At 62.2% G+C, this 24,596-nt stretch carries 26 protein-coding genes and 1 pseudogene; 14 read left to right on the top strand and 13 right to left on the bottom strand.

All coding sequences use genetic code 11. The features are described from left to right. Together CKW25_RS27050 and CKW25_RS14330 are read right to left on the bottom strand one after the other, a co-directional pair. Window positions 1–84: pseudogene (locus CKW25_RS27050) on the bottom strand (flagellar biosynthesis protein FlhB); the annotation flags it as partial. Beyond that, entirely contained in the window at window positions 81–1,643 is a 1,563-nt protein-coding gene (locus CKW25_RS14330; RefSeq protein ID WP_095080108.1) for a flagellar hook-length control protein FliK, read from the bottom strand. The gene CKW25_RS14330 and the pseudogene CKW25_RS27050, both read right to left, overlap by 4 nt. A 194-nt stretch (window positions 1,644–1,837) precedes the next feature. On the opposite strand from CKW25_RS14330, the gene ccmA reads away from it, so the two are divergent. The 13 genes from ccmA (at window position 1,838) to CKW25_RS14265 (ending at window position 10,562) form a co-directional block, all read left to right on the top strand. Beyond that, window positions 1,838–2,473, top strand: coding sequence for a cytochrome c biogenesis heme-transporting ATPase CcmA (gene ccmA, locus CKW25_RS14325; RefSeq protein ID WP_095080107.1), 636 nt, complete (start codon window positions 1,838–1,840; stop codon window positions 2,471–2,473). Continuing rightward, complete coding sequence (ccmB, locus tag CKW25_RS14320; RefSeq protein WP_095080106.1) at window positions 2,470–3,138, top strand: heme exporter protein CcmB; 669 nt, start codon at window positions 2,470–2,472, stop codon at window positions 3,136–3,138. The genes ccmA and ccmB overlap by 4 nt, the downstream gene beginning before the upstream one ends. 77 nt (window positions 3,139–3,215) lie before the next feature. Further along, on the top strand, window positions 3,216–3,971 hold the full coding sequence (locus CKW25_RS14315; protein WP_095080105.1) for a heme ABC transporter permease: 756 nt from the start codon (window positions 3,216–3,218) through the stop codon (window positions 3,969–3,971). Further along, a complete protein-coding gene (gene ccmD, locus CKW25_RS14310) occupies window positions 3,968–4,144 on the top strand; it encodes a heme exporter protein CcmD (protein WP_095080104.1) in 177 nt (58 codons plus the stop codon). The genes CKW25_RS14315 and ccmD overlap by 4 nt, the downstream gene beginning before the upstream one ends. After that, on the top strand, window positions 4,141–4,596 hold the full coding sequence (gene ccmE / locus CKW25_RS14305; RefSeq protein ID WP_095080103.1) for a cytochrome c maturation protein CcmE: 456 nt from the start codon (window positions 4,141–4,143) through the stop codon (window positions 4,594–4,596). The genes ccmD and ccmE overlap by 4 nt, the downstream gene beginning before the upstream one ends. 3 nt (window positions 4,597–4,599) lie before the next feature. Then, window positions 4,600–6,588: a heme lyase CcmF/NrfE family subunit gene (locus tag CKW25_RS14300; RefSeq protein WP_095080102.1), complete on the top strand. Its 1,989-nt coding sequence runs from the start codon at window positions 4,600–4,602 to the stop codon at window positions 6,586–6,588. Continuing rightward, window positions 6,585–7,121, top strand: coding sequence for a DsbE family thiol:disulfide interchange protein (locus tag CKW25_RS14295; protein ID WP_095080101.1), 537 nt, complete (start codon window positions 6,585–6,587; stop codon window positions 7,119–7,121). Before CKW25_RS14300 ends, CKW25_RS14295 begins: the two co-directional genes overlap by 4 nt. After that, the gene (locus CKW25_RS14290) at window positions 7,118–7,588 is read left to right on the top strand and encodes a cytochrome c-type biogenesis protein (RefSeq protein WP_095080100.1); all 471 of its coding nucleotides are present in this window, start codon (window positions 7,118–7,120) and stop codon (window positions 7,586–7,588) included. Before CKW25_RS14295 ends, CKW25_RS14290 begins: the two co-directional genes overlap by 4 nt. Continuing rightward, complete coding sequence (ccmI, locus tag CKW25_RS14285) at window positions 7,585–8,793, top strand: c-type cytochrome biogenesis protein CcmI (RefSeq protein ID WP_095080099.1); 1,209 nt, start codon at window positions 7,585–7,587, stop codon at window positions 8,791–8,793. The genes CKW25_RS14290 and ccmI overlap by 4 nt, the downstream gene beginning before the upstream one ends. Before the next feature lie 15 nt (window positions 8,794–8,808). After that, entirely contained in the window at window positions 8,809–9,219 is a 411-nt protein-coding gene (locus CKW25_RS14280; protein ID WP_095080098.1) for a hypothetical protein, read from the top strand. A gap of 190 nt (window positions 9,220–9,409) precedes the next feature. Beyond that, the gene (locus CKW25_RS14275; protein ID WP_095080097.1) at window positions 9,410–9,622 is read left to right on the top strand and encodes a type II toxin-antitoxin system HicA family toxin; all 213 of its coding nucleotides are present in this window, start codon (window positions 9,410–9,412) and stop codon (window positions 9,620–9,622) included. Further along, a complete protein-coding gene (locus CKW25_RS14270) occupies window positions 9,622–10,026 on the top strand; it encodes a type II toxin-antitoxin system HicB family antitoxin (protein ID WP_095080096.1) in 405 nt (134 codons plus the stop codon). The genes CKW25_RS14275 and CKW25_RS14270 overlap by 1 nt, the downstream gene beginning before the upstream one ends. 137 nt (window positions 10,027–10,163) lie before the next feature. After that, a complete protein-coding gene (locus CKW25_RS14265; RefSeq protein ID WP_095080095.1) occupies window positions 10,164–10,562 on the top strand; it encodes a RidA family protein in 399 nt (132 codons plus the stop codon). 145 nt (window positions 10,563–10,707) lie between these two features. Here the strand turns inward: CKW25_RS14265 and CKW25_RS14260 are convergent, their stop codons facing one another. From CKW25_RS14260 to gcl, 8 genes are all read right to left on the bottom strand, one after another. Further along, window positions 10,708–11,706: a sulfate ABC transporter substrate-binding protein gene (locus CKW25_RS14260; RefSeq protein WP_095080094.1), complete on the bottom strand. Its 999-nt coding sequence runs from the start codon at window positions 11,704–11,706 to the stop codon at window positions 10,708–10,710. A 92-nt stretch (window positions 11,707–11,798) separates the two neighbouring features. Further along, window positions 11,799–12,623 carry an ion transporter gene (locus CKW25_RS14255; RefSeq protein ID WP_095080093.1) on the bottom strand — a complete coding sequence of 275 codons (825 nt, stop codon included), beginning with the start codon at window positions 12,621–12,623 and terminating at the stop codon, window positions 11,799–11,801. 21 nt (window positions 12,624–12,644) lie between these two features. Continuing rightward, complete coding sequence (locus CKW25_RS14250; protein ID WP_095080395.1) at window positions 12,645–13,565, bottom strand: urea transporter; 921 nt, start codon at window positions 13,563–13,565, stop codon at window positions 12,645–12,647. 175 nt (window positions 13,566–13,740) lie between these two features. Beyond that, window positions 13,741–15,156 carry a pyruvate kinase gene (gene pyk, locus CKW25_RS14245; protein ID WP_095080092.1) on the bottom strand — a complete coding sequence of 472 codons (1,416 nt, stop codon included), beginning with the start codon at window positions 15,154–15,156 and terminating at the stop codon, window positions 13,741–13,743. Then, window positions 15,146–16,426, bottom strand: a complete 1,281-nt coding sequence (locus tag CKW25_RS14240) for a glycerate kinase (RefSeq protein WP_095080091.1) — start codon at window positions 16,424–16,426, stop codon at window positions 15,146–15,148. The genes pyk and CKW25_RS14240 overlap by 11 nt, the downstream gene beginning before the upstream one ends. Before the next feature lie 148 nt (window positions 16,427–16,574). Continuing rightward, the gene (locus tag CKW25_RS14235; RefSeq protein ID WP_095080090.1) at window positions 16,575–17,468 is read right to left on the bottom strand and encodes a 2-hydroxy-3-oxopropionate reductase; all 894 of its coding nucleotides are present in this window, start codon (window positions 17,466–17,468) and stop codon (window positions 16,575–16,577) included. A 224-nt stretch (window positions 17,469–17,692) separates the two neighbouring features. After that, on the bottom strand, window positions 17,693–18,475 hold the full coding sequence (gene hyi, locus CKW25_RS14230) for a hydroxypyruvate isomerase (RefSeq protein WP_095080089.1): 783 nt from the start codon (window positions 18,473–18,475) through the stop codon (window positions 17,693–17,695). A 140-nt stretch (window positions 18,476–18,615) separates the two neighbouring features. Beyond that, window positions 18,616–20,391 carry a glyoxylate carboligase gene (gcl, locus tag CKW25_RS14225; RefSeq protein ID WP_095080088.1) on the bottom strand — a complete coding sequence of 592 codons (1,776 nt, stop codon included), beginning with the start codon at window positions 20,389–20,391 and terminating at the stop codon, window positions 18,616–18,618. 267 nt (window positions 20,392–20,658) lie between these two features. Here gcl and CKW25_RS14220 point away from each other — a divergent pair, with 267 nt between their 5' ends. Next, window positions 20,659–21,099: a heme-binding protein gene (locus tag CKW25_RS14220; RefSeq protein WP_095080087.1), complete on the top strand. Its 441-nt coding sequence runs from the start codon at window positions 20,659–20,661 to the stop codon at window positions 21,097–21,099. Between the two features lie 125 nt (window positions 21,100–21,224). On the opposite strand, the gene dsbG is transcribed toward CKW25_RS14220, so the two are convergent. Genes dsbG through dsbD form a run of 3 tightly spaced genes read right to left on the bottom strand, consistent with a single transcriptional unit; the run spans window position 21,225 to window position 24,570 of the window. Further along, window positions 21,225–21,992 carry a thiol:disulfide interchange protein DsbG gene (dsbG, locus tag CKW25_RS14215; RefSeq protein ID WP_095080086.1) on the bottom strand — a complete coding sequence of 256 codons (768 nt, stop codon included), beginning with the start codon at window positions 21,990–21,992 and terminating at the stop codon, window positions 21,225–21,227. Then, window positions 21,968–22,834, bottom strand: a complete 867-nt coding sequence (locus CKW25_RS14210; protein ID WP_095080085.1) for a TlpA disulfide reductase family protein — start codon at window positions 22,832–22,834, stop codon at window positions 21,968–21,970. Before CKW25_RS14210 ends, dsbG begins: the two co-directional genes overlap by 25 nt. After that, a complete protein-coding gene (gene dsbD / locus CKW25_RS14205; protein ID WP_095080084.1) occupies window positions 22,834–24,570 on the bottom strand; it encodes a protein-disulfide reductase DsbD in 1,737 nt (578 codons plus the stop codon). Before dsbD ends, CKW25_RS14210 begins: the two co-directional genes overlap by 1 nt. Between the last annotated feature and the right edge of the window lie 26 nt (window positions 24,571–24,596).

The raw sequence follows: 24,596 nt of genomic DNA, 5'->3' as shown, positions 1-24,596 counted from the left end.
GTCGCCCTTGGCGGTCAGCGTGGGGGCCTGGCTGCCGTCGTACTTGAGGGCGATGGCCTGGCGGGGCGGGTTGGGGTTTTTCATGCGGTATCGTCGACCCAGCGTTGTTCGAGACGGGTTTGCGGGCCCTGGGGTGGTTTGCCGAGGTGGCAACCCAGTTCGCCAACGTTCAGCCCGGCGGCCAGCAGTTGCGCGCGCAGGCTGCCCAGGTGCTGTTCGATCAGGCTCGCGGTGTAGGGGCGCTCGGCCCAGAGCTGGCTGGACAGGCTACCGCGTACCAGTTGAGCCTGCACCTGCAACGACCCCAGCGGCTCCAGGTCGAAGGCCAGGTCAACCCGCCACAGCGGTTGCCGGGCTTCGCGTTCGGTGGGTTGATCCTTGTGCTCCCGGGGTGGCGGATCTTCACGCTGGAGTTTGACCTGCAACGGCACGATGTCTTGCCCGTTGCGCATGGGGATTTCCAGCTGCCAGGTGGTTTGCAGCCGGCCATCCTCGGTCATGCCGGTTTGTTCCAGGCCCGCCAGTTGATGGCTTTGCAGGCGAGAGATGGCGGCTGCCGCCAGGCGCAACAGGTGCTCCAGGTCGCCTTCGCCGTCCTGGCTCTGCAGTAGGCGCGAAGGCAGGGGGAAGCTGCCGGGGTGCGGCTTGGCACTGACCTGGCCCAGGGTCCCGAGGGCGTTGCGCACGAAGCTTGGCAGCGCCTGGGCCAAGGTGTTGGCCGCAATGGCGGCATTGAAACTGGTATTGGCCGGCAATCCCGGCGCCAGCTGTGCCACCAGGCGCAGCAGGTTGCCTTTCAGGTCCTGGGCCAGCTCGGGAGACGCTCCGGCGAGCAGCTTGTTTTCCAGAAACAGACCGCTGTTGGCCAGCGCCAGCGCCAGCCCTTTGCTGGAACTTAATTGTTGTGCATCGGGCAGGCTTGCCAACAGTTGCTCGACGGTGGCACGCAACTCGGCGGGCTGGCCGGCGGGCAGGTTTTGCAAGGCCTTGAGCAAACCCTCCAGCGAGCCTTGACGGTGCTGCTGGTTGATCAGCTGTTGAGCGATCGCCAGTTGATCCTGGCGGTTGGCGAGCGGCACGAAACTCAGGGTCTGCGAGTCCTGGATCAGGGCGCTGAGCAGGGTGCCGATGCGCAGCGGTTGCGCACTGTCGATACTCAGGGTGCTGCCGCTGAGCGCCGTATTGAGCAGGCTCACCATGGAGCGGTACACCGCCGGTTGCCCCGGGGTTTGGGGTAACGCCTGCTGGGTCAGTACTTTACCCTGCAACAACGTGCCGACCGGCAGTTGCGAGGTGTCCAGGCGGGTGAGGGCGGCAATGTTCGCGGCCTGGACCTGTTGTGCCGTGATCGCCAGGTTGCTGGCCGAGGGTTGAGTGAGGGTCAGGCCGGTACCCTGGGGCAGCGGCAGATTGCTGGTGGCCTGCACCGTGGTCTGGCGGCCGCTGTCGAGCGTCACTTTGAGCAGGAGCTGGAAGATCTGGTCGTTCTGCTTGAGCGACAGGACTTGCGCGTCGGCACTTTTGCCCGCCGCGATCAGGCCATCCATGGGCGTGAGCAGCTTGAGCAACTCGCCACTGACCTGCTGGCGCGACGGGACCGCTGCGGTGGGGGGCAATGGAAGAATGTTGATCTCACCGGTCATCAGGTCACACCCTGTCGAAATTGCCCTCTTTAGAGTAGGACATCACATGTATAATGCGGCCCGTCTTCGGAGACCTCGCGAAAACATCGCAATTGTTTGACCCAGCTCTCTGGAACAGGCCGTCAATGCCTCTATGCTGCACCACGTTAACGGCCGATCCACAGCCGACTTGAACCGTAAAGGCCCGCGATCTTTTGACCATCCCTCGACTACAAGCCGTAGCGCTCGCCTGCGAGCGAGACTTGCGAATGCTCTTCGAGCACCTCGAATTGCAGCTGGGCAGCGGTGACATGTTGCAGATCAGCGGCCCCAACGGCAGCGGCAAGACCAGCCTGCTGCGCCTGCTCGCCGGGTTGATGCAGCCTACCAGCGGCCAGGTGTTGCTCAATGGCCAGCCACTCAATCAACAGCGCACGGAGCTGGCCCACAACCTGCTGTGGATCGGCCATGCCGCCGGCATCAAGGACTTGCTGACCCCTGAGGAGAACCTCAGCTGGTTGTGCGCCTTGCATCAACCGGCCACGCATGAGGCCATCTGGCGGGCGCTGGAAGCGGTAGGACTGCGTGGTTTCGAAGATGTTCCCTGCCACACCTTGTCCGCCGGGCAGCAACGCCGGGTCGCCCTGGCGCGGTTGTACCTGGACAGTCCGACGTTGTGGATTCTCGACGAGCCGTTTACCGCGCTCGACAAACAAGGTGTCGCCCAGCTGGAAGAACACCTGGCCGCACACTGCGAGCAGGGTGGCATGGTGGTCTTGACCACTCACCACACCCTGACCCGGATGCCGGCCGGTTACCGCGACATTGATCTGGGGCGGTGGGCCGTATGAGTGTCTTTGCGCTGTTGGTCGCCCGTGAGGCGCGCTTGCTGTGTCGTCGACCGGCAGAGCTGGCCAACCCTCTCGTATTCTTCGCCATCGTCGTTGCATTGTTCCCGCTGGCGGTCGGACCTGAGACACAATTGTTGCAAACCTTGTCGCCGGGCCTGGTCTGGGTAGCGGCCCTTTTGTCGGTTTTGCTCTCGCTGGACGGGCTTTTTCGCAGTGATTTCGAGGACGGATCCCTTGAGCAGTGGGTCCTTTCGTCGCACCCCCTGCCTCTTCTGGTTTTGGCCAAGGTACTGGCACACTGGGTGTTTTCCGGCCTGGCACTGGTATTGCTTGCGCCGTTACTGGCGTTGATGCTCGGTTTGCCTGCCGCTTGTCTGCCGGTTTTGCTCTTGTCGCTGTTGCTGGGTACACCGGTACTGAGCTTGCTCGGTGCGGTCGGTGCGGCACTGACGGTGGGTCTCAAGCGCGGTGGCTTGCTGCTGGCGCTGTTGATTTTGCCGTTGTACATCCCGGTGCTGATCCTGGGCAGTGGCGCCTTGCAGGCGGCGCTCCAGGGCATGCCGGCAACCGGGTATCTGCTGTGGCTGGGTAGCCTGGCCGCCCTGGCGATAACCCTGACACCCTTTGCAATAGCTGCTGGCCTGAAGATCAGCGTCGGCGAATAATGAGGCCTGGTTATTTTTTAACCAGAAAAGGCCCTGGCTTTTCGTGACAACGAAAAACAACCGTGATGGAAACAGTAATGAACTGGACCTGGTTTCATAAACTCGGCTCACCCAAGTGGTTTTACGGCATCAGCGGTAGAATGCTGCCCTGGCTGAGCATCGCCGCGTTGCTGCTGATCGGCATCGGTGCCGTCTGGGGCCTGGCCTTCGCGCCGCCGGACTACCAGCAAGGCAACAGCTTCCGGATCATCTACATTCATGTGCCGGCCGCCATGCTGGCCCAGTCCGTCTATGTGATGCTGGCGGTCTGCGGCATTGTCGGACTTGTGTGGAAGATGAAACTGGCGGACGTGGCCCTGCAGTGCGCCGCGCCGATCGGTGCCTGGATGACCGCCGTGGCGCTGGTGACCGGGGCGATCTGGGGCAAGCCGACCTGGGGCTCGTGGTGGGTCTGGGATGCACGGCTGACGTCGATGCTGATCCTGCTGTTTCTGTATTTCGGCCTGATTGCCCTGGGCAATGCCATCAGCAATCGCGACAGCGCGGCCAAGGCCTGCGCGGTGCTGGCGATTGTCGGTGTGATCAACATCCCGATCATCAAGTACTCGGTGGAGTGGTGGAACACCCTGCACCAGGGCGCCACCTTCACCCTCACCGAAAAACCGGCGATGCCGGCGCAAATGTGGCTGCCGTTGTTGCTCACGGTGCTGGGCTTCTACTGTTTCTTCGGCGCGGTGCTATTGCTGCGCATGCGCCTTGAAGTGCTCAAGCGCGAAGCGCGTGCCAGCTGGGTGAAAGCCGAAGTGCAAAACAGCCTGGAGGCCGCGTCATGAGTTTCGCTTCATTTGGCGACTTCCTCGCCATGGGCCATCACGGTCTTTATGTCTGGTCGGCCTATGGCATCTGCCTGGCGGTACTGGCCCTCAACGTGGCTGCGCCGATCCTGGCCCGCAAGCGTTATCTGCAACAAGAGGCGCGTCGTCTGCGCCGGGAGAACAGCCAGTGAATCCGCTGCGTAAAAAACGTCTTGTCATCATTCTCGCGATCCTGGTCGGTGTCGGCGCTGCCGTCGGCCTGGCCTTGAGCGCCCTGCAGCAGAACATCAACCTGTTCTACACGCCGACCCAGATCGCCAACGGCGAAGCTCCGCAAGACACGCGCATCCGCGCGGGCGGCATGGTCGAAGCCGGGTCCCTGCAGCGCTCCGGCGATTCGTTGGACGTCAGGTTCGTGGTGACCGACTTCAACAAGTCCGTGACCATCACCTACCGCGGCATCCTTCCGGACCTGTTCCGTGAAGGGCAGGGCATCGTTGCGCTGGGCAAGCTGAACGCTGATGGCGTAGTGGTGGCGGACGAAGTGCTGGCCAAGCACGACGAGAAGTACATGCCGCCCGAAGTGACCAAGGCGCTCAAAGACAGTGGTCAATCCGCTCCCACACCCGCGAAGGAGGGTTGATCCATGACTTCCGGTCTCTTTATTCCCGAGCTTGGCCACCTGGCGATGATTCTCGCCCTGTGCTTTGCCGTCGTGCAGGCCATTGTGCCGTTGCTCGGCGCCTGGCGCGGCGATCGCCTGTGGATGGGCCTGGCCCAGCCTGCGGCGTGGGGGCAGTTCACCTTTCTGGCGTTCGCCTTCGGGTGCCTGACCTATGCCTTCATGGCCGATGACTTCTCGGTCGCCTATGTGGCCAACAACTCCAACAGCGCGTTGCCCTGGTACTACAAGTTCAGCGCCGTGTGGGGCGCCCACGAAGGTTCCCTGTTGCTGTGGGCGCTGATTCTCGGTGGCTGGACCTTCGCGGTGTCGGTGTTCTCCCGGCAACTGCCGCAGGTCATGCTGGCCCGGGTACTGGCGGTGATGGGCATGATCAGCACCGGTTTCCTGTTGTTCCTGATCGCTACCTCGAACCCGTTCGAGCGCATCCTGCCGCAAATGCCGACGGATGGCGCCGACCTCAATCCGTTGTTGCAAGACATCGGCCTGATTGTTCACCCGCCGATGCTCTACATGGGCTACGTCGGCTTCTCGGTGGCCTTCGCCTTCGCCATTGCCGCGTTGATGGGCGGTCGCCTGGATGCGGCGTGGGCCCGTTGGTCCCGTCCCTGGACCATTGTTGCCTGGGCTTTCCTGGGTATCGGCATCACCCTCGGCTCGTGGTGGGCCTACTACGAACTCGGCTGGGGTGGCTGGTGGTTCTGGGACCCGGTGGAAAACGCCTCGTTCATGCCATGGCTGGTCGGCACCGCGCTGATCCACTCGCTGGCGGTGACTGAAAAACGGGGTGTGTTCAAGAGCTGGACCGTGTTGCTGGCCATCGCCGCGTTTTCCCTGAGCCTGCTGGGCACCTTCCTGGTCCGTTCCGGCGTCCTGACGTCGGTGCACGCATTCGCCTCGGACCCTGAGCGCGGTGTGTTCATCCTGATCTTCCTGCTGTTCGTGGTGGGCGGTTCGCTGACGCTGTTTGCCTTGCGCGCGCCGGTGGTCAAGAGCCACGTGGGCTTCAACCTGTGGTCCCGTGAAACCCTGCTGCTGGGCAATAACCTGGTGCTGGTGGTGGCGGCCTCGATGATTCTGCTGGGCACCTTGTACCCGCTGGTGCTGGACGCCCTGACCGGCGCCAAGCTGTCAGTAGGCCCGCCGTACTTCAACGCCCTGTTCATTCCATTGATGGCATTGCTGATGATGGTCATGGCGGTGGGCGTGCTGGTGCGCTGGAAAGACACCCCGGTGAAATGGCTGCTGGGCATGCTGACCCCGGTGCTGCTGGGCAGCGCCGCGCTGGCCGTGGTGGCCGGGATCGCCTACGGCGATTTCAACTGGGCGGTGCTGGCGACCTTCATGCTCGCGGCCTGGGTGTTGCTGGCCGGTGTGCGTGACATCTTCGATAAAACCCGTCACAAGGGCCTGGTCAAGGGCCTGCCGACCCTGACCCGCAGCTACTGGGGCATGCAGATCGCGCATTTTGGCATCGCCGTGTGCGCGCTGGGCGTGGTGCTGTCGAGCCAGAACAGCGCCGAGCGCGATTTGCGCCTGGACCCGGGCGAGTCGATGGAGCTGGCCGGTTATCACTTCGTGTTCGAAGGGGCCAAGCACTTCGAAGGCCCGAACTTCACCTCCGACAAGGGCACCGTGCGGGTGATCCGCGATGGCAAGGAAGTCAGTGTCCTGCACCCGGAAAAACGCCTGTATACCGTGCAGAACTCGGTCATGACCGAAGCCGGGATCGACGCCGGCTTCACCCGGGACATCTATGTGGCCCTGGGTGAATCGCTGGGCGATGGCGCCTGGGCCGTGCGCGTGCACGTCAAGCCGTTCGTGCGCTGGATCTGGTTCGGCGGCCTGCTCACCGGTTTTGGCGGTTTGCTGGCGGCAATGGACCGGCGTTATCGGGTCAAGGTGAAAAGCCGTGTGCGTGAAGCGCTGGGCATGACGGGAGCGACTGCATGAAACGTTGGTTGATGGTGTTGCCACTGGCGCTGTTCCTGGTGGTCGCCGTGTTTCTTTATCGGGGGTTGTACCTGAACCCGGCCGAGTTGCCTTCGGCCATGATCGGCAAGCCGTTCCCGGAGTTCTCCCTGCCCACGGTGCAGGGCGACAAGACCCTGACCCGCGCCGACCTGTTGGGCAAGCCGGCGCTGGTCAACGTCTGGGGGACCTGGTGCATTTCCTGCCGGGTCGAACACCCGGTGCTGAACAAGCTGGCCGAGCAGGGCGTGGCGATCTACGGCGTCAACTACAAGGACGTCAATGCCGACGCCTTGAAGTGGCTGGCCGAGTTCCATAACCCGTACCTGCTGGACATCCGTGACGAGGAGGGCACCCTGGGCCTGAACCTGGGTGTCTACGGTGCCCCGGAAACCTTCTTCATCGACGCCAAGGGCATCATTCGCGACAAATACGTCGGGGTGATCGACGAAGTGGTCTGGCGTGAGCAACTGGCGTTCAAGTACCAGGCGCTGGTCGACGAGGCCAAGCCATGAAGCGCTGGATTGCCGCCGCCGTACTGGGCTTGAGCATCGCGGGTGTGGCCCATGCGGCCATCGACACCTACGAGTTCGCCAAGGAAGGCGATCGCGAGCGGTTTCGCGAGCTGACCAAAGAGCTGCGTTGCCCCAAGTGCCAGAACCAGGACATTGCCGACTCCAACGCGCCGATTGCCGCTGACCTGCGCAAAGAGATTTTCCGCATGCTCGGCGAGGGCAAGGACAACCAGCAGATCATCGACTTCATGGTCGATCGCTATGGCGACTTCGTGCGCTACAAGCCGGCCCTGACCGGCAAGACCGCGCTGTTGTGGTTTGGCCCGGCCGGGCTGTTGCTCGGAGGTGTGGTGGTGATTGCCCTGATCGTCCGTCGTCGGCGCGTCGAGCGTGCCGCTGGCAAGGACACGCTTACTGACGAGGAGCGCAAGCGCCTCGACCAACTGTTGGATAAAAACCAAGAATGATTGATTTCTGGCTCGCTGCAGGTCTGCTTCTACTGGTTGCCCTGAGTTTTCTATTGATCCCGGTGCTGCGGGGCCGTCGCGCCCAGCGCGAAGAGGATCGTACCGCGCTGAACGTGGCGCTTTACCAAGAGCGCGTGGCCGAGTTGCAGTCGCAGCAGGCCGAAGGCGTGCTCGATGCGACGCAGATGAGCGCCGGTCGTGACGAAGCCGCCCGTGAGCTGTTGGCCGACACCGAAGGTGCCGATACCGGCCGGGTTTCCCGCTTGGGCAAGCCGCTGCCGTTGCTGGCCGCGATCCTGGTGCCGGTGTTGGGGCTGGGGCTGTACCTGCATTTTGGTGCCAGCGACAAGGTCGAATTGACCCGCGAGTTCGCCCAGGCGCCGCAGTCGATGGAAGAGATGACCCTGCGCCTGGAGCGTGCCGTTGCCGCTCAGCCGGACTCTGCCGAAGGCCTGTACTTCCTGGGGCGTACCTATATGGCCCAGGACCGTCCGGCGGACGCCGCAAAGATTTTCGAACGCACCGTGGCCATTGCCGGTCGTCAGCCCGAGTTGCTCGGCCAGTGGGCCCAGGCCCAGTACTTTGCCGACAACAAGAAGTGGTCGGACAAGGTCCAGGCGCTGACCGACGAAGCGCTCAAGGCTGATCCGAAAGAAGTCACCAGCCTCGGCCTGCTGGGCATCGCGGCCTTCGAAGGCGAGCGTTACCAGGAGGCCATCGACTACTGGAATCGCCTGCTGGCGCAACTGCCAGCCGAGGACAATTCGCGCAGCGCCCTGCAGGGCGGCATCCAACGGGCGAGCGAAAAATTGCAGGAGAGCGGCGGTGCCGTGGCCAAGGCTCCGGTCGCCGCGGCCAAGCCCGCGGCGCTGCTGAAGGTGACCGTCGACCTGGCGGCTGACCTGAAGGCCAAGGTCCTGCCGGGTGACAGCGTGTTCATCTTTGCGCGCGCCACGTCCGGCCCGCCGGCCCCCCTGGCAGCCAAGCGCCTGACAGTCGCCGACCTGCCTGTGACCGTTGAGCTGGGTGATGCCGACGCAATGATGCCGCAGTTGAAACTGTCCAACTTTCCTGAAGTCCAACTGGTTGCGCGCGTGTCTCGTGCCGGTCAACCGACTGCCGGCGAATGGATCGGTCGCAGCCAGCCTTTGGCCAGCAGCACCACCGCGCCGCAAATACTGACCATCGACAGTCCGGACAAATAACCAGGAAACACCGCAATGACCGTATTCGCCCGTATCACTCTGCTCAGCCTGGTTTTGGGGTTGAGCGCCTGTGCGGTCCAGGAGCCATTACCGGATACCCGGCCATTGCCGCCGATCCCGCCATCGGGCCCGACGACCAAGCCTGGGCCTTCCACCGCGCCCAGCAAGCCGGTGACCCCGAACAAACCGGGCAAGCCCCTGCCTCGCACCTCGGCAAGCTTCGCCCCACCTCCTGGCGGCAACAGCCACTGGGACGCCAGATTGGGTGTCTATGTCCTCGACGACCAGACCAACGTCTTCTACCGCCAGCGCACCTACTATCGCTGGAACAACGGTTGGAGCCGCAGCATCAGCCCGCAAGGGCCATGGGAGGATACCGATATCCATGGCGTGCCGTCGGGGTTGGGCCGGCAGTACGGGCAGTAACGCAAACGGCGACCTTCGGGTCGCCGTTTTTGCAGGTGGGTTCAATGCATCTACCGGCTCAGTCCTCGCCGCAGACACCGATCAATTCAACACGCTGTAAAACAACCGTACGTCACGGCTCGACTTTTTGTGCTTGAGTAAAAGTAACTCTAGGGTTATTTTTATTTGGGCCGGGGCAAGGAGGCGCGTGGTGCAGAGCAGGTTATTGATCAAGGAGCTGGAGGCGGCGGGCTGGAGGCTCGACCGGGTCACTGGCAGTCATCACATCTTCACCCACCCTTACAGTCCGTTCACGATACCCGTACCCCATCCAAAGAAAGACTTGCCGATCGGGACGGTTAAAAGCATCAGGAGGCGAGCCGGGCTTCATTACCCGGTAGCCAGTTACGCAGGAGATCCGTAATGCAATTTCCCATCTGTATCGAATGGGGCGACGAGGACACCGCCATCGGTATTCAGATCCCCGATATTCCGGGCGCTGTCACCGCAGGAGACACGTTTGAAGAGGCTTACAACTCAGCGGTAGAAGTTGCCCACATCATGTTGCAGGAGATCGCCGCTGGCGGGGAGGACATACCGATGCCGACTTCTGCCGCGTTGCACCGCAGTAACCCGGATTTTTCCGACATGGGCTGGGGGATGCTGGAACTGGACATCGCGCCTTATCTGGGCAAGACCGAGAAGGTCAACGTGACATTGCCGGGCTACGTGATCCAGCGCATTGACCGCTATGTACGGGAGCATAACGTTAAAAGCCGCTCCTCCTTTTTGGCCGACGCGGCATTGGAGAAACTGGTGAGGCACTGAGAAACACCTGCAGGTAATAGGGGTAACTTCGTCCCGAGTAGTTACGTTTCCTGGTATTGCAGCGGGTGGACTTCGGGTAGAACTCTGATGGGCGTTGGTTTAGTTTTCCCGATCATCTCAAGGAATCGGGAGTCCCTATGCAGAAGTCGGTTTTGAATCCTTCAACTGTTTTCAACTCGCTGCAGTACGGTTTCAGCCAGGCCGTTGAAGTGAGCGGCGGGCGCCGTTTGTTGTTATCCGGTCAGGTTGGTGTCGATGAGTGTGAGCGCACGGTTGCCCTGGGGCTGCGCGAACAAGCGGACAAGGTATTCGACAACATCGAGGCCATACTGGCCGAGGCGGGTGGAGACTTGTCTCATGTGGTGATTATGCGGATTTACATTGTCGATTCTGCCCGTGATCAGCAGGACCAGATCACCGAGGTGTTGTTGGAGCGTTTTCCGAGCAATCCGCCGGCGTCATCGTGGGTGATGGTGAGTGGTCTTTCGCTACCGCAATGGCTGATTGAGGTGGAAGTGGAGGCGATGCTTCCTTAGTCGACCCCAAGGTTAATGCCCGTCAGTTAAGCCGCAGAACCCGTGGGAGCGGGCAAGCCCGCTCCCACAGGATCTTCTTCGCTCAAGTTACTTGACTGACTGGCATTAGACCCGAAGGTCGCCTTTTTCATGTCTCGCCCAGCGTTTACTGGCCGCTATAGATCTGGTCGAAAACACCGCCATCGTTGAAGTGGGTTTTCTGCACGGTGCGCCAGTCACCGAAGGTTTTCTCCACCGACAGGAAATCGACTGTCGGGAAGCGGTCGGTGTATTTGGCGAGGATGGCCGGGTCACGCGGGCGCAGGTAGTTGGCGGCGGCAATTTCCTGGCCCTGTGGGGACCACAGGTATTTCAGGTACTCGTCGGCGGCGGCGCGGGTGCCTTTCCTGTCGACGACCTTGTCGACCACGCTCACCGGTGGCTCGGCTTCGGCGGAGACACTCGGGTAGATCACTTCGAACTGGTCGCGGCCGAACTCGCGGGCGATCATTTCCGCTTCGTTTTCGAAGGTCACCAGCACGTCGCCGATCTGGTTGGTCATGAAGGTGGTGGTGGCGGCGCGGCCACCGGTGTCGAGCACCGGGGCTTGCTTGAACAGTTTGCCGACGAAGTCCTTGGCCTTGTTCTCGTCGCCGCCATTCTTCAGCACGTAGCCCCAGGCCGACAGGTAGGTGTAGCGGCCGTTACCCGAGGTTTTCGGGTTTGGCACGATGACCTGGACGCCATCCTTGAGCAGGTCTGGCCAGTCTTTCAGGGCTTTGGGGTTGCCTTTGCGGACGATGAATACGGTGGCCGAGGTGAACGGTGCACTGTTGTTCGGCAGGCGGGTGACCCAGTTCTCAGGGACCAGTTTGCCGTTGTCGGCCAACGCGTTGATGTCGGTGGCCATGTTCATGGTGATGATGTCGGCTGGCAGGCCGTCGATCACCGAGCGCGCCTGTTTGCTGGAGCCGCCGAAGGACATCTGCACGGTGATGTTTTCGTTGTGCTCGGCTTGCCAGTGTTTCTGGAAGGCAGTGTTGTAGTCCTTATAGAAATCGCGCATCACGTCGTAGGACACGTTAAGCAGGGTCGGTGCGGCTTGAGCCACGCTAGCGAGGGTCAGGCCGGCGGCCAGAAGTGAAGCGCCAAAGATCTTTTTCACTGCACATTCCTTTTGTTCGAGAGAGTGAAGGCAATTTGCCGTCGACTATAGCTGGAGCTCTATAGCTCTTTAAATACTAAAAAGTGCTTTGCTTATTCGATTCTCTTGAATAGCGCGTTGCCGCAGCGTGAGCAGAACGACGCGCCGTGTTCATGGTTGTCTTTGCTGCACACCGGGCAGTCGTGTTGCAGCTTTTCCCCGCGCATGGCGTTGGCCAGTTCCGCGGTGAAGATCCCGGTGGGCACAGCAATGATCGAGTAACCGGTGATCATCACCATCGACGAAATGATCTGGCCCAATATGGTCTTGGGCACGATGTCGCCGTAGCCGACCGTGGTCAGGGTCACGATTGCCCAATAGATGCCTTTGGGAATGCTGGTAAAGCCATGTTCCGGGCCTTCGACCACGTACATCAGGGTGCCGAACACCGTGACCAGGGTGCAGACGCTGAGCAGGAACACGAGGATTTTCTGTTTGCTGCCGCGCAAGGCGTCGAGCAGGTAATGGGCCTGCTTGAGGTAGGGGCCGAGCTTGAGCACGCGGAAGATCCGCAGCATCCGGATCACCCGGATGATCAACAGGTACTGGGCGTCGCTGTAATACAGTGCCAGGATCCCCGGCACGATCGCCAGCAGGTCCACCAGGCCATAGAAGCTGAAGGCATAGCGCAGCGGTTTGGGGGAGCAGTACAGGCGCAGGCCGTACTCGAGCAGGAAAATCGCGGTGAAGCCCCACTCGATGGCGGCCAGCAGGCCGGCGTAGTTCTGATGGACGTCATCGATGCTGTCCAGGATCACCACCACCAGGCTGGCGAAGATGATCAGCAGCAAGCTGGTGTCGAAGCGCCGTCCCGCCGGTGTGTCGGTCTGGAAAATAATCACGTACAGGCGATTGCGCCACGTGTCCCTGCTGTCCATTCACATCGCCTTGGCTTTAAATCAGCGCAGCCTAGGTTGATTCTCCGGGGTTTGGCAAGGCGTACGGTCGCGGGGTGTGCGGCGCAGCAACCGAATGCCGGCACGCAGCAACCAGCAGGCAAGAATGAAGGGCGCGGTCAGCGTTGCCAGGCCCATGGCGGCGAAGGCCGGTGTGAGCAGGATCGCCAGCGCGATACCCAGCAGCGGCAGCCAGGGTTGGCGGCGTTGCTGACTGAGGGCGAGGGCTGCCAGTGCCGGGTTGTAGCCCTGCAGGCCGAGCAAGGCGCCTGGGGTGTCGTTCATCCACAGGGCGCAGGTCAGGCCGGCGGCGGAACCGACCAGTGCCCAGAGGGCGGCGCGGCGATCGGCGAGCAATAGACCGGCGGCGATCAGGACACCCGCCAGCGGATGGTCGAGGAACATGACTTGACCCAGGCCCTTGAGTCCGGCACCCAGCAGGTTCAAGGCCGTGAGTTCGGCCACGGGGCCAGGCGTTGCAGGGGTGGGCGCGGCGAAGCTCAGGAGCAACCAGCCCAGGAGCACGAAGGGCGCGGTATAGGCGGGTAAAAAGCGCCGCTCGCGCGTGCGTTTGAGCCATTGCTCGGTGAGCATGGCGCTCAGCCCGCCGCAGGCGAGGATCAGGGGCGGCAGCATGGCCGACCAACTGAAGGCCAGGCTCAGCAACAGGCCGATCAATACGCCGTTGTAGCTGAACAGGCCGGCCTGGCGATCCGCCTTGGCATAGCCACGACGTTGCGCGGTGAGCAAGCCGGCGACGCCACCCAGCAGGGCGCCGCCGAGCAAGGCCGGGGCCGTCAGGAGGATGGCCAGCAGGCATAGCAGGCCGCACAGCGGGTTGCGCTGGAGGAAAATCTGGCTGAAGCCGTTGAGCAGGGCAGTGGCCCAATCGGGGCAATGGGTGTTGAAGTGGTTGGCAGGCATGAAGATCATTACCGGGGAGTTGCATAAAACCCTGTGGCGAGGGAGCTTGCTCCCGCTGGGCCGCAAAGCGGCCCTAAAATCGATGAGCGCGGTTTTTCTGTGAAAACCGTCATACCGAAAGACGACTGCTCTGCAGTCGAGCGCGAGCTTGCTCCCTCGCCACAAGGGCAGTTCGTTAGATCAATGTCTCTATTCGTAACGAGTTAGTCGACCCGGGTTGACCGAAAGGCACACCGGCGGTGATCAACAACGTGTCGCCACGCTGGGCCATGCCTTGCGCCTGGGCGATCTCCAGCGCGGTAGAGCACACTTCATCCACCTGGCGCAGACGATCGTTGACCACTGAGTGCACGCCCCAGGCCACGCTCAGGCGCCGCGCGGTCGTCAGGTTGGGGGTCAGGTTGAGGATCGGCACCGAAGGACGCTCGCGAGCGGCGCGCAAGCTCGAGGTGCCTGACTCGCTGTAGTTCACCAGCACCGCAACCGGCAGGATGTTGCTGATCCGGCGAATGGCGCAACTGATGGCGTCCGAGGTGGTGGCCTCGGCTTTCGGTCGGCTGACGTCCAGCTGTGCCTGATAATCCGGGCCGCTTTCGACCTGGCGGATGATCTTGCTCATCATCTGCACCGCTTCGAGCGGGTAGTCACCGGAGGCGGTTTCCGCCGACAGCATCACCGCGTCAGTGCCTTCGGCCACGGCCGTGGCCACATCGGTGACTTCGGCACGGGTCGGTGCCGGAGAGAACCGCATCGACTCCAGCATCTGAGTCGCCACCACCACCGGCTTGCCGAGTTGGCGGCAGGTGCTGATGATGTCTTTCTGGATCTGCGGCACGCTCTCGGCCGGGACTTCCACGCCCAGGTCACCACGGGCCACCATGATCGCGTCGCTCAGTTCGGCGATCTCGCGCAACTGTTCAACGGCCGATGGCTTCTCGATTTTCGCCATCAAAAAGGCTTTGTCGCCGATCAGCGAACGGGCCTCACGAATGTCGTCAGGACGCTGCACGAACGACAGGGCCACCCAGTCCACACCCAGCTCCAGGCCGAAACTCAGGTCGCGGCGATCCTTGTCGGTCAGCGGGCTGAGGTCGAGTACCGCTTGCGGCACATTGACGCCCTTGCGGTCCGACAGTTCACCGCCATTGAGCACTGTGGTGTCGATGGCGTCGGCGTACTTGGTCACCACCCGCAGGCGCAGCTTGCCGTCGTCCAGCAGCAGGTCCATGCCGGGTTCCAGGGCGGCGATGATTTCCGGGTGCGGCAGGTTGACCCGATGTTCATCGCCCGGTGTGGTATCCAGGTCCAGGCGCAAGGCTTGCCCCCGGACCAGTTGCACCTTGCCTTGGGCGAACTTGCCGACCCGCAGTTTCGGGCCTTGCAGGTCCATCAGGATGCCGAGCGGGTAGTTGAGCTGGCGTTCGACTTCGCGGATCCACTGATAGCGCTGGGCGTGATCGGCGTGCTCGCCGTGGCTGAAGTTCAGGCGGAAGATGTTGACCCCGGCCTGCACCAGCTCGCGAATGGTGTCGATCCCGTCGGTGGCGGGACCCAGGGTGGCGAGGATTTTGACCTTTTTATCAGGCGTCATGTTTAGGGCTCTCGAGGATCAGGATGGCACGGAAGTCGTTGACGTTGGTGCGCGTCGGCTCGGTGACGATCAGGGCGTCGAGCGCCTCGAAGTAGCCGTAGCCATTGTTGTTGTCCAGTTCATCGCTGGCACTCAGGCCCAGCGCCGCGGCGCGAGCGTAGCTGTCCGGGGTCATGATGGCGCCGGCGTTGTCCTCGGAACCGTCGATGCCGTCGGTATCGCCGGCCAGGGCGTAGACACCCGGCAGGCCTTTGAGGCTGTCGGTCAGGCTGAGCAGGAACTCGGCATTGCGTCCGCCACGGCCATTGCCGCGTACGGTGACCGTGGTTTCACCTCCCGACAGGATCACGCAGGGAGCCGCCAGGGGCTGGCCGTGCAGCACCACTTGGCGCGCGATCCCGGCGTGGACTTTCGCCACTTCGCGGGACTCGCCTTCCAGGTCACCGAGGATCAACGGGCTGAAACCGGCTTGACGGGCTTTCACCGCAGCCGCTTCCAGGGATTGCTGGGGACGGGCAATCAGTTGGAAATGGTTGCGCGCCAGGCATGGATCGCCAGGTTTCACGGTCTCGGATTCGGGGTTCTGCAGCCAGCTGCGTACCGATGCCGGGACATCGATGGCGTAGCGTTTGAGAATGGCCAGCGCGTCTGCCGAGGTGCTTGGGTCGGCCACGGTCGGGCCGGACGCGATCACCGTGGCAAGGTCGCCCGGGACATCGGAAATGGCATAGGTGTAGACCGTCGCGGGCCAGCAGGCTTTACCCAGGCGTCCGCCCTTGATCGCCGAGAGGTGCTTGCGCACGCAGTTCATCTCGCCAATGGTCGCGCCGGACTTGAGCAGGGCTTTGTTGATCGCCTGTTTGTCGGCCAAGGTGATCCCGGCAGCGGGCAGGGCCAGCAAGGCTGAACCACCCCCCGACAGCAGGAAGATCACGCGGTCGTCTTCACTGAGGTTGCTGACCCGTTCCAGGACTCGCTTGGCCACGGCCAGGCCGGCGGCGTCGGGCACCGGGTGGGCGGCTTCGACCACTTCGATTTTTTCGCACGGTGCGCCGTGACCGTAGCGGGTGACGACCAGGCCGGACACTTCACCCTGCCAGCAGCGCTCGACCACCAGCGCCATGGCCGCGGCAGCCTTGCCGGCACCGATGACGATCACCCGGCCGCTGCGGTCTTTGGGTAAATGGGCTTCGAGGACCTGGTGCGGATGGGCCGCGTCGATGGCGGTGGCGAACAGGTCGCGCAGGAATTGTTGCGGATCGACCGACATGGCGGGCTCCCAATCTTATTGTTTTTGGAACAGAGCTAATGATCGTTCCCACGCTCCGCGTGGGAATGCCTCAATGGACGCTCCGCGTCCGCTTCGGCAGGGATGCGTTCCTTTGCTGCGCGTGGGAACGATCAGTACCGGGCAGGGCTTACTTCTTGTCGCGGATCGAGAAGTTCGCCATGTGTTCCAGGCCCTTGATCAGCGCCGAGTGGTCCCAGTTGCTGCCACCGATGGCCGCGCAGGTGCTGAACACTTGCTGGGTGTTGGCGGTGTTCGGCAAGTTGATGCCCAGCTCGCGAGCACCGGCCAGCGCCAGGTTGAGGTCTTTCTGGTGCAGGCTGATGCGGAAGCCTGGATCGAAGGTGCCTTTGATCATGCGCTCGCCGTGGACTTCGAGAATCTTCGACGAAGCGAAACCACCCATCAGGGCTTCACGCACCTTGGCCGGATCGGCACCGTTTTTCGAGGCGAACAACAGCGCTTCGGCAACGGCCTGGATGTTCAGCGCGACGATGATCTGGTTGGCCACCTTGGCGGTTTGACCGTCGCCATTGCCACCAACCAGGGTGATGTTCTTGCCCATGGCCTGGAACAGCGGCAGGGCGCGTTCGAAGGCGTTTGCGTCGCCGCCGACCATGATGCTCAGGGTGGCCGCCTTGGCGCCGACTTCACCACCGGATACCGGGGCGTCGAGGTACTGCGCGCCTTTTTCATTGATTTTGGCGGCGAAGGTCTTGGTCGCGGTCGGCGAGATCGAGCTCATGTCGATCACGACTTTGCCAGGGCCGACACCGGCAGCGATGCCGTCGGCGCGGAACAGTACGTCGTCAACCTGCGGGGTATCCGGCACCATGACGATGATGAATTCGGCTTCCTGGGCGACTTCTTTCGGGTTCGCCAGCGCCACCGCGCCAGCGGCGATCAGGTCTGCCGGAGCGGTATCGTGGTGTGCCGACAGGAACAGGCTGTGACCGGCTTTCTGCAGGTTCAACGCCATTGGGTGGCCCATGATGCCGGTGCCGATAAATCCGATTTTAGCCATGAGAAAATCCTCTTGTTTTTATGTAGCCAATTAATGTGCAGGTAGTTGAGGCGACCACTTTTTGTGGCGAGGGAGCTTGCTCCCGCTGGGACGCGAAGCGGCCCCACAGCCCTTCACTGCAGTGAATCAGGTAGAGCCGGTGCTCAGGATTTACGACTGCTTCGCCCGAACGCGGACCGGCCGACGGGAGCAAGCTCCCTCGCCACAAAAGCCCGGTTTCAATCTCAGAGTGCGTTATGGGTTTTCAACCAGCCAAGACCGGCTTCGGTGGTGGTCAGTGGCTTGTATTCACAACCCACCCAGCCTTGATAGCCGATGCGGTCCAGGTGTTCGAACAGGAAGCGGTAGTTGATTTCTCCGGTGCCTGGTTCGTTGCGGCCGGGGTTGTCGGCCAGCTGGATGTGGTTGATCTCGTCCAGGTGCGTGGCCATGGTGCGGGCCAGGTCACCTTCCATGATTTGCATGTGGTAGATGTCGTATTGCAGGAACAGGTTGGCGCTGCCCACTTGTTCGCGAATCGACAGGGCTTGCGCGGTGTTGTTCAGGTAGAAGCCCGGGATGTCGCGGGTGTTGATGGCTTCCATCACCAGCTTGATGCCGGCCGCTTGCAGCTTGTCGGCGGCGAACCGGAGGTTGGCGATGAAGGTTTTTTCTACCGTGGCATCGTCGACGCCTTGTGGGCGGATACCGGCCAGGCAGTTGACCTGGGTGTTGCCCAGTACTTGCGCATAGGCGATGGCCAGACTCACACCAGCGCGGAACTCTTCCACGCGATCAGGGTGGCAGGCGATCCCGCGTTCACCTTTGGCCCAATCACCGGCCGGCAGGTTGAACAGCACTTGGGTCAGACCGTTGGCATCCAGTTGCGCCTTGATTTCGGCGGAGCTGAAATCGTACGGGAACAGGTATTCGACACCACTGAAGCCGGCCTTGGCGGCCGCTTCGAAGCGGGCAAGAAAATCCTGCTCGGTAAACAGCATGGACAGGTTGGCTGCGAAACGCGGCATGGTGGTCTCCTGTAAATGTGTGAGCTCCCTCATGGGAGCGGGCTGGCCCGCGAAAGCGGTGTAACGGTCAACATCGCTGTTGGATGTGAAGCCGCCTTCGCGAGCAAGCCCGCTCCCACAATGGGAACGATCTGTAGCCGTTAATCGAGCATCGAAATGGCAGTCGGTGCGTCGTTGCCGACCAGCGCCAGGTCTTCGAATTCGTTGACGGCGTTGATCTCGGTGCCCATGGAAATGTTGGTCACGCGCTCCAGGATAATCTCGACGATCACTGGAACCTTGAACTCTTCCATCAGCTCTTGCGCCTTGCGCAGTGCAGGGGCGATCTCAGCCGGTTCGAACACGCGCAGTGCCTTGCAACCCAGGCCTTGCGCAACGGCTATGTGGTCAACCCCGTAACCGTTGAGCTCCGGTGCGTTGAGGTTGTCGAAGGACAACTGCACGCAGTAGTCCATGTCGAAACCGCGTTGCGCCTGACGGATCAGGCCCAGGTACGAGTTGTTCACCACGACATGGATGTACGGCAGTTTGAACTGCGCGCCCACTGCCAGCTCTTCAATCATGAACTGGAAGTCGTAGTCGCCCGAGAGTGCCACAACCTTGCGGCTCGGGTCAGCCTTGACCACGCCCAGCGCGGCCGGAATGGTCCAGCCCAGCGGGCCCGCCTGGCCACAGTTGATCCAGTGGCGCGGCTTGTAGACGTGCAGGAACTGCGCGCCGGCGATCTGCGACAGCCCGATGGTGCTGACGTAGCAGGTGTCCTTGCCGAACACCTGGTTCATTTCCTCGTACACGCGCTGCGGCTTGACCGGTACGTTGTCGAAGTGAGTCTTGCGCTGCAGGCTGGCTTTGCGTTGCTGGCAGTCTTGCAACCAGGCGCTGCGGTTTTTCAGTTTGCCGGCGGCCTGCCATTCACGAGCCACTTCGATGAACACGGTCAGCGCGGCGGCGGCGTCGGAGACGATGCCCAGGTCCGGGGTGAACACGCGGCCGATCTGGGTCGGCTCGATGTCGACGTGGATGAACTTGCGGCCTTCGGTGTACACGTCGACCGAACCGGTGTGGCGGTTGGCCCAACGGTTACCGACGCCCAGCACCACGTCGGATTTCAGCATGGTGGCGTTGCCGTAGCGGTGCGACGTCTGCAGGCCAACCATGCCGACCATCAACGGGTGATCGTCCGGGATCGTGCCCCAGCCCATCAGGGTCGGGATCACCGGGATGCCGGTCAGCTCGGCGAACTCCACCAGCAGGTCGCTGGCATCGGCATTGATGATGCCGCCACCGGCCACCAGCAACGGGCGTTCAGCCTGGTCGAGCATGGCCAGGGCTTTTTCCACCTGCACGCGGGTCGCGCTCGGCTTGGCCAATGGCAGCGGCTGGTAGGCGTCGATGTCGAATTCGATTTCGGCCATCTGCACGTCGAACGGCAGGTCGATCAGCACTGGGCCTGGACGGCCGGAGCGCATTTCATAGAAGGCCTTCTGGAACGCGTAAGGCACCTGGCCCGGTTCCATGACGGTGGTCGACCACTTGGTCACTGGCTTGACGATGGTGGTGATATCGACAGCCTGGAAGTCTTCCTTGTGCATACGGGCGCGGGGTGCCTGGCCTGTGATGCAAAGGATTGGAATCGAGTCGGCCGAGGCGCTGTAGAGCCCGGTGACCATGTCGGTACCGGCAGGGCCGGAAGTACCGATGCACACGCCGATGTTGCCGGCTTTGGTGCGGGTGTAGCCCTCGGCCATGTGCGAGGCGCCTTCAACGTGGCGAGCGAGGACGTGATCGATGCCGCCGACCTTTTGCAGGGCGGAGTACAGCGGGTTGATGGCGGCACCCGGGATGCCAAAAGCGGTATCGACCCCTTCACGGCGCATCACCAGAACGGCGGCTTCGATTGCTCTCATTTTGCTCATGGTTTTGTGCCTCTTTACGTTTTGTAATTGTATACAAGTGGCTTTGCGCAGAGTGTATTCACGGCGGACGGCGCAGGTCAATCCATTTTCTCAAGCGCTTGTTTCATTCGTCGGAAGCCCATAAACACTGTGGCGTTTCGTCGCATGAGGCGCTTTTCGATAATTATTGTATACAAAAAAATAACTCTTTGTGTTCTATTTGTTCCATCGGGTTTCTCGACAAAAAGAACCCAACGGCTTTCCCATAACAAAATAAGGACGGCACCCGTGAGCGCTTTAACCTTGAAAGTCGCAGTCAGCCTGGTCAACGAGGCGATCGCCGCCGGGCGAGCAATCAGCGCAGCCCCGCTGACCATTGCGGTACTGGATGCCGGCGGGCATCTGATCACGTTGCAGCGCGAAGACGGCGCGAGCCTGCTGCGTCCCGACATTGCGATCGGCAAAGCCTGGGGCGCGATTGCGCTGGGCAAGGGCTCGCGGCTATTGGCACTGGACGCACAACAGCGTCCGGCGTTTATCGCGGCGTTGAACAGCCTGGGGCAGGGCAGCGTGGTACCCGCACCGGGCGGCGTGCTGATTCGGGATCAGGACGGCAATGTGCTCGGCGCCGTAGGAATCAGCGGTGATCTGTCGGATGTCGATGAGCAGTGCGCGATCAATGCCGTCGAGGCGCTGGGGTTGCGGGCGGATGCGGGGGTGGTGGCTTGATCTTCGGCGATTGAGCCGTTGCAATCGCGAGCAGTCGGACGGTGCTGCGTTTGCTCGCGATGGTCGTCGACGATGATGCACCCAACCGGGCGCCCCGCAATGGCGCTCGGTTGCTTCTGCGGTTTCTATTTAGGGCCGAGGATCTTCGCCAGTTTGTCCGGCGACGGTGCGCCTTGCTGCTGTTGCAGGTCACCCTTGGCGTCCAGGTAGAAGATCGCCGGGGTGGCGGGCAGTTCGAGTTCTTCCATCAATGCCATGTTGGCATTGAGTTTGTCCTGGACCTCCTGGGGAATGGTTGGCAGCGCCTTGAGTGCGCTTTGTTTGCCGGCCTTTTCATGGTCGTCCAGGGCCTTGCTCGGGTCTTTGCTGGCCAGCAGGGCGGCGGATTTGCCCGGGCTGTCTTCACGGATGATGCCGACCATGATGTGCCGCAGTTGCACCTTGCCGGACTTCACCCACGGCCTGGCCTGCTCCCAGAACAGGGTGCAGTACTGGCAGTTCGGGTCGCTGAACAGGTACACCACTCGAGGGGCGTCCTTGCTGCCGTCGGCAATCCAGGCGCTGGACTCCATCTTCGCCCAGACCTCCTTGGCCATCGGCGCGTACACCAGCTTTTGCAACGGCTCGGCGCTCAGGTCCTTGCCGTTGGCGTCATACAGGTTGCCCAACAATACATGCTTGCCATCGGGTGTCAGGTACAGGGCCATGCCACGGTTCTGGTACTGCGCGGCATAGCCACGCAAACCATCGGGTGCATCGAAGCTGCCAATGATCTTCGCGCCTTTTTCTTCGATCTTGCGGATTGCCGCAGGCAGTTCTTCGGCATGGAGCAAGGGGCTTTGCAGCAGGGCTGCGCCCAGGGTCATCGTCAGCAGATGGCGGAAGCGGGGCATGGCAGTTTCCTTGGCCGTGTGGCCTGAATGGGGGTAGAGGGGGTATCGAAATTTTCCAGTGCGCGGGCCAGGCTGGCTTCTGAAAGCTCGCCCAGATGGCTGCCGAGCAGGCGACCCTCGGCGCTGTAGAACAGCGTCGTCGGCAATGCCATGGAGCCGACGGCCTGGCCCAACCGGCCGCCACGATCAAACAGGACGTTCGACAGGCTCAGGCCCTGGGTGGCGAGGAAGGTGCTGACGCTCTGCATGCTTTCAGCCTGGTTGACGAACAGAAAGGTCAGGTCGGGGCGTTGTTGCTGGGCATTTTCCAGCACCGGCATTTCCCGCCGGCAGGGGGGGCACCAAGTGGCCCAGAGGTTGATCACCAGAGGGCCTCCCTGATAGTCGGCCAGTTGCACGGTTTCGCCAGCGGCATTGCGCAAGGTGATTTCCGGCAGGCGGGTGCCTTGTTCATACAGATTCAGGGACAGGCTCGCCAGCAGCCAGAACAACAGACCGCTGGCCACGCCGTACCCCAGCGGTTTGCGCAGGGGCGGACGACGCCAGCCCCACGCCACCGTTGCCAGCAGCAGCACAATCACCCCCGGCCAGGCGAGGAAACCGCCATCGCGCAGGTCGATGATTTGCCACGGGTCACCGCGGTAGTGAGGCCAGTAGGCGACCACGAACCCCGCTCTGGCGGCAAGCAGGCCCAGCATGAATAACCCGAACAGCACCGACTCGGGGTTCTCGCCTCCGCGCTTGGCGACGCGCCAACCGACCAGGGTGGCCAGTCCCAGGGCGCTGATCAGCAGCAAATGATTGAGCGCGATGGCAAAGGTGCCGAGGGTAAAGGTCAGCATCAAAGAGCGTTCCGGACGATGTTCCAGTGTTGGAGGAAACCGGCGGCATCGACCTCTCCGGTCATGCGCTGGCTGCGGCGTTCTTCGCCGTCGGTGCCGATCCACAGCAGGCTGGGTGGCCCGGGCACTGTGTAACGGTCGAGCAGTTCATGGCTGTCGGCATTGTCGGCGGTGACATCCAGGCGCAGCAAGCGCACATCCTTCAGCGCCTCCAGCACCTGGGGTTTGCCGAACACCTGTTTCTCCATGATCTTGCACGACACGCACCAGTCGGCGTAGTAGTCCAGCAGCACCCACTGGCCCTGGGCGCGTGCCGTGTCCAGTTCGCGTTGCAGCGCGGTGGCGTCCTTGACCGTGATGAAGGCGTCATGGGCCGTAGGGCCGGCCACTCCCGTGGAGGCTTGTGCGCGATAGACCTGCAAGGGTTTGAACAGGTCATCACTGCCGCCGGCAGCACCAATCATCAGCATGCTGCCCCACAACCCGGACAGCAGTGCCAGGCCACCGAATACATGGGCGGCACGACCGAACCCGCCGGTCTGGCGCCAGGCGCTGTAGGCAATGATCAGCAACAGCGCGCCCCACAAGCCGATCCACAACGACTCATCCAGCACCGGCCGGAGCATGACCAGCGCGGTGCCGAGGAACAGGAAGCCGAAGATGCCCTTGAGCAGGTTCATCCAGGTGCCGGGCTTGGGCAGGAAACGGTTGCCGACGGTCACCAGCAGCAACAGGGGCAAACCGATGCCGATGCCCATCGTGAACAGGATCAGCCCGCCATGCAGCGCATTGCCGCTCTGGGCGATGTACAACAAGGCCCCGGCCAGTGGCGCGGTCATGCACGGGCCCACCAGCAAACCGGACAACGCCCCCAGCACACCGGCCCCGACCAGGCTGCCGCCACCCTGCTTGCGGCTGGCGTTTTCCAGGCGGTCACGCACGGCCACCGGCAATTGCAGTTCAAAGAAGCCGAACATCGGCAGCGACAGCAGCACAAAGATCACTGCGAAACTGCCCAGCAGCCAGGGGTTTTGCAGCCATGCCTGCAGATTGGCCCCCAGCAATGCCGCCAGCACACCCAGTGCCGCATACACCAGCGCCATGCTCACCACATAGCTGCCGGCCAGGGCAAAACCGCGCTTGGCACTGGCACCACTGCCGACGATCAAGCCGGCGAGAATCGGCAGCATGGGCAATGAACAAGGGGCGAATGCGAGCAGCAGGCCCAGGCCGAAGAACACTAGCAAGCTCCAACCCAACGCGTGTTGTTGCAGGCCACTGGCCAGGGCTTGATCCGGCGCCTCTGCGGTGTCGATGGCGGGCACGATGCCGCCCAGATCAACCACCTGGGTCTGTGGCGGGTAACATAGGCCAGCATCGGCGCAGCCCTGGAAACCGACTTTGATCCGGCCCGTGGCGTCAGCCGGGATCTTCAGCTCCAGGCCCTGGCGATAGACCTGTTGATCACCAAAGAATTCGTCGCTGTGGGCTTCGCCCTCGGGCAGCGCAGGGGCGTTGGTCTCGGACAGGCCGTTGAAACTCAGGCGTTTCTGGTACAGGTAGTAGCCGTCGGCAATTTGCCAGAACAGCTGGGTTTCCCCGGATTCCAGGCGTTCGGAGGTCAAGGTGAAGGCCTTGCCCACCGGCAGGAAATCAGGCTTGGTTTCAAACGGGTTGGCGGCGGCCTGGGCCAGGCCTGCGAAAACAAACAGCATGAATAGAAACAGACGACGCATGGGTAAACCTTATACCGGTGCAAGTA

Source organism: Pseudomonas sp. Irchel s3h17 (genome assembly GCF_900187505.1).
GTDB lineage: Bacteria > Pseudomonadota > Gammaproteobacteria > Pseudomonadales > Pseudomonadaceae > Aquipseudomonas.
This window is presented reverse-complemented; position numbering and strand designations above follow the sequence as displayed.